This is a genomic window from Lysobacter sp. Hz25 (assembly GCF_046097045.1).
In the GTDB taxonomy this organism is placed as follows: domain Bacteria; phylum Pseudomonadota; class Gammaproteobacteria; order Xanthomonadales; family Xanthomonadaceae; genus Lysobacter; species Lysobacter antibioticus_B.
Window position 1 is genome coordinate 2,801,189 of sequence record NZ_CP175666.1, and the last position, 12,158, is coordinate 2,813,346.

The following is a 12,158-nucleotide window of genomic DNA, read 5'->3' on the forward strand; positions in this document are numbered from 1 at the left end:
TTGATTTCTTCTGAAATCGTTCTGCGATCAGGCTTGGCGCGGCACGGCGGCGAATTTTGTGAATATTCCTGAGTGTAATAATGTTGCAAGAAAATTGCTGCTGTGCAGCAACTTATTGCGTCCCTTAGGTAGGGAGATATTGCGCCACTGCGTTTTTATTATGTGACGCCAGTGGCCTTTGAGGGCTGGCAGAAACGAGGCCCCTGTCTGCAGCGATGCCGAAGATAGCCGGCGGTTCGGCGCGATTTCGCAGTTTTTAGGCGGCCTGGATATTTCCATCCCCGGCTGTGACACGGGTCCGGATGATTCTGTAATCGTGCTCGCACAAGCCCGTTTATTATCTTTCGGCATAAGCGCTTGCAAATCGCGGATCGTACCGGTTTCCACGCGCAGGGCTGCTATCGAGTTTCACCCCGGTAACTGGCCCGATTCGAATCGACGCGGGGCGAGTTTCCAAGGAATCGATGACCCTTCCGCGGCCGGGCACGACGGCGGCGCCCCGGTCTGGCCTGTCCTTCGCCAACCGCCGCTGCGAGGCCGGCGGTCGGCGCCGTCGAGCGACCGCCGGATGCAAGCTTCGCAACGCGCGCCCTCGTTCGTTAGCTGGGACATCACTGAGTGCGGCGCGCAACTGCGCTGCCTGGCACGGATGCGATGGATGATTCCTGGAGCGCCGTCGCACTCTATACTGCGCGCATCAGCGTGGAGATCTTCATGGAACGAGTGAGTTCAGCGACGAAAGGAAACGTTCGCGCCGTCATGGCGCGTGTCCTGTGGATGCTGTTGATCGCAACGACGCTGGCGGTCGCCGGCTGCAAGCGCGACACCAGCGGACAACTGCCGGAGATCACCGGCGAAGCGATCCAGGCCAAGCGCGATGCGATCAAGGGCTTCGCCCTGGTGGCGGCCTATCCCGATCAGAAAGGCAACGACGAGCTCGCCATCGCCCTCGAATTCAGTCAGCCCCTGGTGGGCACCCAGAGCTTCGACGAGCTGCTGGCGGTCGCCGACAAGAACGGCGCGGCGGTGCAGGGCAGTTGGGTGCTCGACGAGGGCGGCAAGATCCTGCGCTTCCCGCACGTCGAAGCCGGCAAGGACTACGTGGTCACCATCAAGGCCGGGCTGACCGCCGCGGCCGGCGACCGCATCGGCCAGCAGATCAGCAAGCCGGTCCACACCGGTCCGCTCGATCCGGTGGTCGGTTTCGCCTCGCAAGGCAGCGTGTTGCCGGCGCGCGACAGCCGCGGCCTGCCGGTGGTGTCGATCAACGTGCCCGAGGTCGACGTCGAGTTCCTGCGGGTCAAGGAAAAGGAACTGCCGAAGTTCTTCTCCGAGTACCAGCGCGGCGGCCGCCGCGGCAGCTGGGACCTGGAACGCGACTGGGACGACAAGAAGCCGCTGTCGAAGTTGGCCGAGCCGGTCTACGTCAATCGCTTCGTGCTGGGCGGCAAGCCCAACGAGCGCGTGTTGACTTACCTGCCTTTGCAGGACATCAAGGAACTGCAGGAACCGGGCCTGTACTTCGCGGTGATGAAGCGCGCCGGCCAGTTCAAGGACGAGTTCGAGACCGCGTTCTTCACCGTCAGCGACCTCGGCCTGCATGCGCGCGCCTATAAGGACAAGCTGTTCGTGCATGTGGCCTCGTTGCAGGGCGGCGAAGCGGTCAGCGGCGTCGAATTGAAGGTGCTCAACGCCGAAGGCGAGCCGGTGCTGAAGGGCGAGACCGACGGCAACGGCAACGCCATGCTCGGCTACAAGCTCGATGCCGGCCATGTGCTGATCGCCCAGCGCGGCAGCGACGTGTCGATGCTGCCGTTCAACCAGCCGGCGCTCGACCTGTCGGAATTCGCCGTCGCCGGCCGAGAACAGGCCTGGTTCGACGTGTTCGCCTGGTCGGGCCGCGACCTGTACCGCCCCGGCGAAACCGTGCGCCTGTCGGCGCTGTTGCGCGACCAGGACGGCAAGCCGGTCGACAGCAAGGGCAAGGCGCTGCAGCCGCTGTTCCTGCGTTACGTGCAGCCGGACGGCAAGACCTTCCTGGAAACCCGCCTGCAGCCCGACGCGCAGGGCTACGTGCGGCATGCGCAGCTGATTCCCGCCGACGCCGCCACCGGCCGTTGGCGCGTCGAATTCCGTACCGACCCGAGCAGCAAGGAAGCGGTGCAGGGCATGACCCTGCGCATCGAGGAATTCCTGCCCGAACGCCTGAAACTCGAACTCGATGCGCCGGCCGTGCTCAAGCCCGGTCAGCCGTTCAAGCTCGGCGTCGATGCCGCCTACCTGTATGGCGCGCCCGCCGCGGGCAACCGTTTCACCGCCAAGCTCGCGGTGATGATCGAGCAGCATCCGCTGGAGCAGTTGCCGGGCTATTTCTTCGGCGACCCGACCATCACCCTGCCCAAGGAAGCCAAGGACGTCGTCGACACCAGCCTGGGCGCCGACGGCAAGTTGCAGCAGGACATCGCCTTGCCCGACGAGGCCAAGCCGGTCAGCACCATCGCCGCGATCGTCACCGGCAGCGTCTACGAGACCGGCGGCCGCAGCGTCAACCGCAGCCTCAAGCGCGTGCTGTGGCCGGCCGATGCGCTGGTTGGCGTGCGCCCGCTGTTCGACGACAAGGACGGCACCGACGCCGACGGCAACGCCGGCTTCGAGATCGCCCGCGTCGGCAGCGACGGCAAGCCGCGCCCGGCCACCGGCCTGCGCGTGACCCTGATCCGCGAGCACCGCGACTATCACTGGAACTACGGCGACGAAGGCGGTTGGGACTACGACTTCACCCGCCGCTACGAAGACATCGAAGTGCGCAACGTCGACGTCGGCGCCGCGCCGGTCAAGCTGAACTTCCCGGTCAAGTGGGGCGAGTACCGGGTCGACGTCTACGACCCGGCGACCAAGCTGACCACGCGCTATCCGTTCCGCGCCGGCTGGAGCTGGGACGACCAGAACCGCGGCCTCGACGCGCGTCCCGACAAGGTCAAGCTCGCGCTCGACAAGACCGCCTACAAGGCCGGCGACACGCTTGAAGTCACCCTGACCCCGCCGCACGCGGGCCCGGGTCTGTTGATGGTGGAGAGCGACCGCATGCTGTACGTGCAGTCGATCGATGCCAAGGCCGGCAGCAAGTTCAAGATCCCGGTCACCGCCGACTGGGAGCGCCACGACGTCTACGTGACCGCACTGGTGTTCCGCGGCGGCAGCGCGCCGAGCAAGATCACCCCGGCGCGCGCGGTCGGCGTGGCCCACGTCAAGATGGACCGGCGCGAGCGCAAGGTCGCGGTCGGCCTCAACGTGCCCAAGCTGATGCGTCCCGAGCAGGATCTGCCGGTCATCGTCAGTGCGCCGCAGCTGGCCGGCAAAGAGGCCTACGTGACCGTGTCCGCGGTCGACCTGGGCATCATCAACATCACCCGCTTCCCGGTGCCGGACGCGGCCGCGCATTTCTTCGCCCAGCGCCGTCTCGGCGTCGACGGTTACGACGTCTACGGACGGGTCATCGAAAGCTACGAAGGCGAGACCGCCAAGATCCGCTTCGGCGGCGACATGGCCTTGCAGGCGTTGCCGCAGGCGCGGCGACCGACCGCGCGCGTGCAGACCGTCGATCTGTTCGCCGGTCCGGTCAAGCTCGACGCCCAGGGCATCGCCCGGATCAAGCTGGCGGTGCCGGACTTCAACGGCACCCTGCGCGTATCGGCCCTGGTCTATGCCGGCGGCAGCTACGGCAATCGCGACGCCGAAACCGTGGTGCGCGCGCCGGTGCTCGCCGAGGCCAGCACGCCGCGCGTGCTCGCGCCCGGCGACAAGAGCAACGTCACCCTGGACGTGCAGAACTTCACCGGCAAGCCGGGCGAGTTTGAGGTGCGCGTGGAAGGCATCGGCCCGCTCGGCCTGTCCGACGGCCAGCACAAGCTCTCGCTCGGCGTCGAAGCCAAGCGGACCCTGACCTTCCCGATCGTCGCGCGCGAGGGCTATACGACCGCGCAGGTGCGGGTGCGGGTGGACGGCAACGGCTACAAGGTCGATCGCCGCTACGACGTGCCGGTGCGCCCGGCCTGGCCGTCGGTGCTGCGTTCGCGCACGCGCGTGCTCGACGAGCTCGGCACGGTCCAGCTCGGCGCCGACTTCGCCGACGGGCTGATGCCCGATTCGGTCAACGCGCGCATGGTGATCAGCGCCTTGCCGCCGATCCCGTTCGCCAGCGCCTTGCAGGGCGCGCTGGAATACCCGTACGGCTGCGCCGAGCAAACCACGAGCAAGGGCTATGCCGCGCTCGAACTCGACGACGCCACCGCCAAGATGCTCGGCGCCAAGGGCCTGGACGCCAAGCAGCGGCGTGCGCGCATGGAAGGTGCGTTCGGCCGTCTGGCGGCGATGCAGATCGGCTCGGGTCACTTCTCGATGTGGGGCGACGGCGACTACGTCAATCCGGCGATCACCCCGTACGTGGTCGAGTTCCTGCTCGACGCGCGCGACGGCGGCTTCGCCGTGCCCGAGGCGATGCTGCAGAAGGCGTTGAAGGTGCTCAACGAGGATCTGCTGTCGGGCAATGCCTCGTTCTACGGCTACGACCGCCGCGAACACCTCAAGTTCGCCTATCAGTCCCACGCCGGCTACGTGCTCGCACGGGTCAACCGGGCGCCGCTGGGCACCTTGCGCGCGCTCTACGACAACGACCGTAAACAGAGTCTGACCGGCCTGCCGCTGGTTCACCTCGGCCTGGCCTTGTCGCTGCAGGGCGACAAGGGCCGCGGTGCCAAGGCGATCAAGGAAGGTTTCGCGCGCGACCCGGCCGAACGCCCCGAGTACCTCGGCGACTACGGCAGCCGCCTGCGCGACGACGCCTTGATGATCGCCCTGGTGCACGAGCACAAGCTGTCCAAGCCCGAGTACGAGGCGCGTGTGGTCGGCATGGGCCGCGAGCTCGACGCGCGCCGCAACAGCGGCTGGCTGTGGCTCAGCACCCAGGAGCAGGTCGCCCTGGCGCGGCTCGGCAAGGCCTTGATGGCGGACCAGAGCAAGCAGATCTCCGGCCGCTGGACGGTCGGCGACAGCGCCTCGGACGCCGACCCGGCCAAGTTGATCGGCCGCGTGTTCGACTACGCCGCGCTCGCCCGCGGAGTGAGCTTCAGCCCGAGCGGCCAGCCGCCGTTGTACGCCAGCATGGAAATCGCCGGCGTGCCGCGCACCGCGCCGGCCGCGGACAGCTCGATGATCGAAGTCGGGCGCAAGTACTACACCACCGAAGGCAAGGAATGGTCGGGCGGCGGCCTGGTCGAAGGCGAGGCGCTGATCGTGCAGGTCACCATCAAGGCCCGTCGTGCGATGCCGGATGCGTTGCTCACCGACCTGTTGCCGGCCGGCCTGGAGATCGAGAACTTCAACCTCGGCGACGCCAAGCAGTGGGCCGGCGTGGTGGTCGACGGGATCGAGATCTCCGAACGCAGCAGCGCCGCCGAAGTCCGCCACGAGGAGTTCCGCGACGACCGCTACATCGCCGCGCTCAAGCTCGAGCAGAACCAGACCGCGCGGGTGTTCTATCTGGTGCGTGCGGTCACGCCCGGCACGTATACGGTGCCGCCGTCGCTGGTCGAGGACATGTACCGTCCCGATCTGCGCGGCGTCGGCCGGGCCTCGCCGGCCTCGCTGACGGTGCGTCAGCCTTGATCCGGAGCAGGGCGGCGGGAAGCGCGATGCTTTCCGCCGCGCTGGCCTCGCTGCTGGCGGCCTGTACGCTGCCGGCAGCGCCAGCGGCGTCGGACCCAGCGCCGCAGGCGACGGCGACCGCCGATGCCACCGCGGTCGCCGTGGCCGAGGCTGGGGCCAGCCCGGCCCCGCCTGTCGTCGAAGCGGCGCCGCCGGCCCATCCCTTGCAGGTCGCCGCCGAGGCCTTGATGCGCAAGGACACGCCGGAATTCGACCGTTACTATGCCGACTACGCGATCGGCGACCTCGATCGCGACGGCCGCGACGATATCGCGGTCGAGTACGGCATCGGCGAAGAGGGGGCGATGCGCCATGTCGCCAATCACGTGCGCATGCTGATGGCGCGCGAAGGCGGGCTGCAGTTGCTGGCCGACGACGGCGAGAATCTGTTCGGCTATTGCGCGGCCCTGCGCGGCATCGTCGACGGCGTGCTGCGGGTCGATGCGCTGGAAGCCTGCATGGTGCCGTTCCCGAAGGCCATCGCGCATCACCGTTACGAATGGTCGGGGCAGGGCTTGCGCCCGCTCGATGAGGAATCGCCCGAGCAACGCGTGCTGTCGCAGTTGGCCGAAATCGAAACCGCATTGCGCGAACGACGCGATGAGGTGCTGATCCGCCATCTGCGCGAGCACCCCTCGTCGATCCGCCCCGGCGCGGCGCCGGCACCGGCCGAGCAGGGCATCGACCGCTCCTTGTTCGTTGATGCGCCGCGGCGCGAGGCTTTCGCCACGGCGGTCGAGCGCTTGCGCAAGGCGGGATTGCAGTCGCTCGGCAGCGACGAATGGCAGGCCACGGTGCGCGGCCGCGACGCCAGCAGCAGCGGCGAGTATCGGTTGCAGATCGATCTGAGCCCGGACCAGGGCTTGATCGAGACCGACGACGCCAGCTACGTGGTCGATGCCGAGGTCATGCTGGAATGGCCGCAGCGCGACGGCAGCCATTACCACGCCAATTTCCGTCTGATTGAAGGCGAGCTGTACCTGCTCGACCATAATTCCGATGAAGTCTGACGTCTTCTGAACCCACGCGACCGGCTCCGCGCGAGTCGGTTCGTCCGTATTGCCCACGGTCCGGCCCGAGGCCGCGACCGACACCCACGCAAGGAGCGAACATGCGCAAGATCGCAGTACTGTCCCTGATGCTCGGCCTGGCCGCCTGCCAGTCGGGCACCGACGCCGCGCCGGCCGATGCGGCCGCGCCGAAAGATCCATCCGTTGCAGCGCCGGCGGCCACTGCCGAGGCGCAAAAAGTCACCGCCGAGCGCGCCTTCGCGGCTTTGCGCAAGCTCGACCCCGGGTTCGAACGGCTGGGCTTCGAACACCTGGTCGGCGATCTCGACCGCGACGGTCACGACGATGTCGTGGTCTTGTTCGGCCAGGGCACGCCCGATGCGACCATGGCCGCGTCGAAGAAGCTCGTAGTGCTGATGAGCCGCGGCCAGGAGTTCCAGGCGCTGCCGCAAGCCGGCATGCCGGAGTTCTGCCCGGAGCTGGACAAGATCTCGACCGGCCGCCTGTACCTGCGCGCGATCGACATCTGCTCGGCGGCGCGCCCCAAGACCACCGACTACTACGTCTACGCCTGGAACGGCCAGACCGTCGCCCAGGCCGAGCACCAGAGCCGCCAGCAGCGCGTCCTGTCCGAACTGGCGGAGCTCGGCCGGGCCTTCCGCATGCGCGACAAGAACAGCGTGCTCGGCCGCATGAACTTCCCGCTCGAGGCCGTCGGCCTGCCGATCTACGAGACCGAGCTGGAAAAAGCCGCCAAGGCCGCCGGCGGCAAGATCGATCGCGCCATGGCCGAGAAGCACTACACCGACCTGTTCCCGGATTCGCGCGCCGACACCTATGCCGAGACGATCGAGCAGGTGACCGGCCAGACCTTCCAGAGCGAGCCGGACGGAACGCTGGTGGGGATGCGCAAGCGGCAGCGCGGCAAGACCGAGGAGGCGTATTCGATCAGCATCCGCCCCGACCCGGACGCCGACCGCGAGGAGGGCAACGACGAGCTCATCGACGCCGAGGTGTCGGTGATCGCAGCGGCGGCCGAAGAGGTGGAAGTGGCCGACGGCGAAGGCGGCAAGAGCGTCGAACGCCAGGAGGGCGCCGAAAGCCTGATCCTGTACCTCATCGATGGGCGCCTGCGCCTGGCCGCGTTCAACGTCGCAGGCTGAGCGCCTGCCGCGCGCGCCGCTGCCTCCCCGGCAACGGCGCGCCGCGCTGACGTAAGCTGATCATGGTCTTTGCCGGTCGTAACGTGTCCACCCTGTCCACCGAAACCTCCGTTCCGCCCCGGCGCGAGCCGTCCCGACGCGGTTCGCCCCGGCGCCGTGTCGTGCTGAAAACGCTGTTGGCGCTGATGCTGTTCGCGATCGTGGCGATGCTGCTCGATCTCGCGTTTCCGTTGCCGCTGCCGAAACCGCGCGACGCCGGCGCGGTCGTCACCGCGTCCGACGGTACACCGCTGCGCGCCTTCGCCGACCGCGACGGCGTCTGGCGTTATCCGGTGCGCGACAGCGAGGTCTCGCCGCTGTATCTGCAGGCCTTGCTGAACTACGAAGACCGCTGGTTCTGGAAGCACCCGGGCATCAATCCGGTGGCGATGCTGCGCGCCGCCGGGCAATGGCTGCGCAGCGGCCGCGTGGTCTCGGGCGGCTCGACCCTGACCATGCAGGTGGCGCGCATCCTCGACGCCGCGCCCGGGCAGAACCGGCGCAGCCTGTGGTCGAAGAGCCGGCAGATGCTGCGCGCCGTGCAGCTCGAAGTGCATTTGTCCAAGCGCGAAATCCTCGGCCTGTATCTCAACCGCGCGCCGTTCGGCGGCACCGTCGAAGGCGTGGAAGCGGCGAGTTGGGCGTATCTCGGCAAACCCTCGTCGCGTCTGTCGCATGCCGAGGCCGCCCTGCTGACGGTACTGCCGCAATCGCCGAGCCGGCTGCGGCCGGACCGCGAGCCCGAGCGTGCGCGCAAGGCACGCGACAAGGTGTTGCAACGCATGGCTGCGCTGAAGGTCTGGTCGCAGGACGAAGTCGCCGACGCCCGGGTCGAACCGGTGGTCGCGCGCTCGCTGCAACCGCCGCGTTACGCGCCGTTGCTGGCGCAGCGGTTGCGCGTGGAGAACCCCAAGGCCTTGCGGGTCGCGTCGACCATCGACCTGGAGCTGCAACGCACCTTGGAAGATCGCGTATCGGCGTATTTCTCCAGCCTGCCCGAGCGCACCTCGGCGGCCTTGCTGGTGGTCGACAACGCCAGCCTGGAAGCGCGCGCTTATGTCGGTTCGGTGACCTTCGGCGATGCCGCGCGGCTCGGCCACGTCGACATGGTCAAGGCCTGGCGTTCGCCGGGCTCGACCTTGAAGCCGTTCCTGTACGGACTTGCGCTCGACGACGGCCTGATCCATTCCGAAAGCCTGTTCGTGGATGCGCCGCAGTCCTTCGGCGGTTATCGCCCGGGTAATTTCGACACGGCCTTCAACGGCCCGGTCGGCGCAGCGACGGCCTTGCGCCTGTCGCTGAACATCCCCGCGGTCGATCTGCTCGATCGGGTCGGCCCCTCGCGTTTTTCCGCGCGCCTGGCCCATGCCGGCATCGACCTGCAGTGGCCGCGCGGCGCGACCCCGAACCTGGCGATGATCCTCGGCGGCACCGGTGCGCGCCTGGAGGACTTGGTCGGCGCCTATTCGGCGTTCAACCGCGACGGCATCGCCGGACGCGTGCGCTATCAGCGCGATGCGCCGACGCTGGAACGGCGGCTGTTGTCGCCGGGCGCGGCCTGGATCGTGCGCGAGATCCTCGAAGCCAACCCGCGTCCCGGCAGTGTCGAGGAAACCTTCGATACCCGCGGCCGGCCGCGGGTGGCATGGAAGACCGGCACCAGCTACGGCTTCCGCGATGCCTGGGCGCTCGGCAGCACCCGCGGCTACACGGTCGGGGTCTGGGTCGGGCGGCCGGACGGCACGCCTTTGCCGGGCCAGTACGGCGCGGTGACCGCCTTGCCCTTGCTGTTCGAGGTGATCGACAGCCTGCCGCGGCAGAACGGCGACGCTGCGCTGCGGCCGCCACCGAAGAACGTAGAGCAGATCGAGATCTGCTGGCCGCTCGGCATCGCGCCGGATCCGCAGGCGCCCGAACTCTGTCATCGGCGTCTGCAGGCCTGGACGCTCGACGGTTCGGTGCCGCCGACTTTCGCCGAACGCGATGCGCGTCTGTGGAATGCCGGGCTCGAGCGCTATGAAGCCGATGCGCGCACCGGTCTGCGCGTGTCCGCCGAATGCAGCCTGCCCCACGAACGCCATGCGCGCGAGCTGGTGCGTTGGCCGGCGCTGGCCTCGCCCTGGCTCGCCGCCGAAACTCGCCGGGCCGCGCGCCTGCCGCCGTTGGCCCCGGACTGCAGCGACGACGGCCGCGACGCGGTCGAGGAACTGCGCATCGAAGGCATCGACGACCAAGCCACGCTGGCGCGCGCGCCCGGCAACGCGACGCCGCTGCGCCTGTCGATCCGCGCGCTCGGCAGCGATGCGCGGGTGCGCTGGTTGCTCGACGGGCGCCTGATCGGCGAATCGCAGGGACGTGCGCGTTTCGACCACGACTTCGGCGAAGTCGGCGAGCACACACTGACCGCGTTGGCCGATACCGGCGCCTGGTCGCGGGTGAGGTTCCGGGTGTTGCGCTAGGGCGCGCACGAAGCGCGAGTCGGTCCTCGCAGGAGGATCCCCGGCGCTTGACGAAGAAACATACCAAAGGTAACTTACATCTAGTAAGTTACCTTTGGTAATTAATCTTTCTTCTGCCGGATACCCTCATGAACGCACTCATCGTCGTCGCCCATCCCGACCCGCAATCGCTGACCCATGCCGTCGCCGCGCAACTGGCGGACGGGTTGGCGCAGTCGGGCCACGCCTTCGAGATCGCCGACCTGGCGGCCGAGGGCTTCGACCCGCGCTTCAACCACGACGATGTCGCCGGCTTTCACCTGCGCGCTGCCGCGCCCGAGGACGTGCGCGCCGAGCAGGCGCGGATCGACCGGGCCGATGCGTTGGCCCTGGTGTTCCCGGTGTACTGGTGGTCGATGCCGGGCCTGTTGAAGGGCTGGATCGACCGCGTATTCGCCAACGGCTGGGCTTATGAGGAAAAGGACGGGCGGGTGGTCAAGAAACTGCAGCGCCTGCGCGTGCATTTGCTCGGCGTCGGCGGGGCCGGCGCCGGCACCTACGTCAAGCACGGTTACGGGGCGGCGATGAAGACCCAGATCGACCACGGCATTTTCGATTACTGCGGCGCCCGCGTGCTGACCTCGGAGCTGCTCCTGCATACCAACCCCGACGAAGCCGCCGCCCACCTGCATACGGCCTTCGCGCTCGGCCGCGGCCTGTTCGCCGAGGCTGCGCAGGGCGAGGCCGCCTGAGGAGGCGAAGCGAACGGGAAGCATCGCGGTCGCGGCTCACCGCTCCCGCATGAGCGACTGTGTCCCGCCCCTGTAGGAGCGGCGTGAGCCGCGATCACGGGACGTGAAGCGTTCGCACCGCCTTCGCGAGTAATCGAAGGTGTGAACTCCCGCGGGTAGGAGCGGCGTGAGCCGCAATCACGGGACGTGAAGCGTTCGCACCGCCTTCGCGAGTAATCGAAGGCGTGAATTATCGCGGGACAGGGACAGACGCCATCGTCCTGAGTGTGCGACCGTCCGGGAAAGATCGCGGTCGCGGCTCACGCCGCTCCTGCAGGGGCGGGGCGAGCCGCGGCCGTTGGCTGTTGCGGCTTATCCGCCGGTCCAGCCGTTGAGCAGGTCGGCCAGTTCGTCGGCGTGTTCTTCTTCCTGCGCCAGGATGTCCTCCATCAGACGCTTGGTGGTGGTGTCCTGGTCGCCGATGTAATCGATGATCTGCCGATAGCTGTCGATCGCGATGCGTTCGGCGACCAGATCTTCCTTGACCATGTCGCGCAGGTCGGTGCCTTCGACGTATTCGGCGTGCGCGCGTTTGGACAGCACGTCGGGATTGAAATCGGGGGCGCCGCCGAGCTGGACGATGCGTTCGGCGATGCGATCGGCATGCGCCTGTTCTTCGTTGGCGTGTTCGAGGAATTCGGCCTTGATCGCGTCGGCCATCAGACCGCTGGCCATGAAGTAGTGGCGCTTGTAGCGCAGCACGCAGACGATCTCGGTCGCCAGGGCTTCGTTGAGCAGCTTGATCACCGCCTCGCGGTCGGCGCGGTAGCTGTCGGTGATCGCGCCGTCTTCGATGTGCTTGCGGGCACGCGCGCGAATGGTGGCGAGGTCGGTGACGAACGCCGAGGGTGTGGCGGCGGACGACGGCGTGGACGCCGGACGGGCGGTCTTGCTGACGGGCTTGGCAGGCATGGTGCCTCCTGGCTGGTCGGGGGAAGAGAGCGGGGAACCTCGTGCAAGCGGGTGAAGAGGAGACGCAGCGGCGCGTCGATGGAGTCGATGAAGCGAGCGGCC

Annotated in this window: 6 protein-coding genes; 5 read left to right on the plus strand and 1 reads right to left on the minus strand. The window is 67.9% G+C overall.

Going from position 1 to position 12,158, the window contains the following annotated elements; genetic code table 11:
• Window positions 1-759: 759 nt before the first annotated feature.
• The 5 genes from ACKN61_RS11835 (at window position 760) to ACKN61_RS11855 (ending at window position 11,105) form a co-directional block, all read left to right on the plus strand.
• Window positions 760-5,664: an alpha-2-macroglobulin family protein gene (locus tag ACKN61_RS11835; RefSeq protein WP_408953606.1), complete on the plus strand. Its 4,905-nt coding sequence runs from the start codon at window positions 760-762 to the stop codon at window positions 5,662-5,664.
• 26 nt (window positions 5,665-5,690) lie between these two features.
• Window positions 5,691-6,713, plus strand: a complete 1,023-nt coding sequence (locus ACKN61_RS11840) for a hypothetical protein (RefSeq protein WP_408953607.1) — start codon at window positions 5,691-5,693, stop codon at window positions 6,711-6,713.
• A 101-nt stretch (window positions 6,714-6,814) separates the two neighbouring features.
• Complete coding sequence (locus tag ACKN61_RS11845) at window positions 6,815-7,876, plus strand: hypothetical protein (protein ID WP_408953608.1); 1,062 nt, start codon at window positions 6,815-6,817, stop codon at window positions 7,874-7,876.
• Between the two features lie 185 nt (window positions 7,877-8,061).
• Window positions 8,062-10,374 (plus strand): penicillin-binding protein 1C, encoded by a 2,313-nt coding sequence (gene pbpC, locus ACKN61_RS11850; protein WP_408953811.1) that lies wholly within the window; start codon window positions 8,062-8,064, stop codon window positions 10,372-10,374.
• A gap of 128 nt (window positions 10,375-10,502) precedes the next feature.
• Complete coding sequence (locus ACKN61_RS11855) at window positions 10,503-11,105, plus strand: NAD(P)H-dependent oxidoreductase (protein ID WP_408953609.1); 603 nt, start codon at window positions 10,503-10,505, stop codon at window positions 11,103-11,105.
• A gap of 351 nt (window positions 11,106-11,456) precedes the next feature.
• Here the strand turns inward: ACKN61_RS11855 and ACKN61_RS11860 are convergent, their stop codons facing one another.
• Window positions 11,457-12,056, minus strand: a complete 600-nt coding sequence (locus ACKN61_RS11860; protein WP_408953610.1) for a bacterioferritin — start codon at window positions 12,054-12,056, stop codon at window positions 11,457-11,459.
• Window positions 12,057-12,158 lie beyond the last annotated feature (102 nt).

Excerpts from the sequence above, each read along its gene's own strand:
- ACKN61_RS11835 (WP_408953606.1), top strand. The coding sequence starts at position 760 with ATGGCGCGTGTCCTGTGGATGCTGTTGATCGCAACGACGCTGGCGGTC.
- ACKN61_RS11840 (WP_408953607.1), top strand. The coding sequence starts at position 5,691 with ATGCTTTCCGCCGCGCTGGCCTCGCTGCTGGCGGCCTGTACGCTGCCG.
- ACKN61_RS11845 (WP_408953608.1), top strand. The coding sequence starts at position 6,815 with ATGCGCAAGATCGCAGTACTGTCCCTGATGCTCGGCCTGGCCGCCTGC.
- pbpC (WP_408953811.1), top strand. The coding sequence starts at position 8,062 with ATGCTGTTCGCGATCGTGGCGATGCTGCTCGATCTCGCGTTTCCGTTG.
- ACKN61_RS11855 (WP_408953609.1), top strand. The coding sequence starts at position 10,503 with ATGAACGCACTCATCGTCGTCGCCCATCCCGACCCGCAATCGCTGACC.
- ACKN61_RS11860 (WP_408953610.1), bottom strand. The coding sequence starts at position 12,056 with ATGCCTGCCAAGCCCGTCAGCAAGACCGCCCGTCCGGCGTCCACGCCG.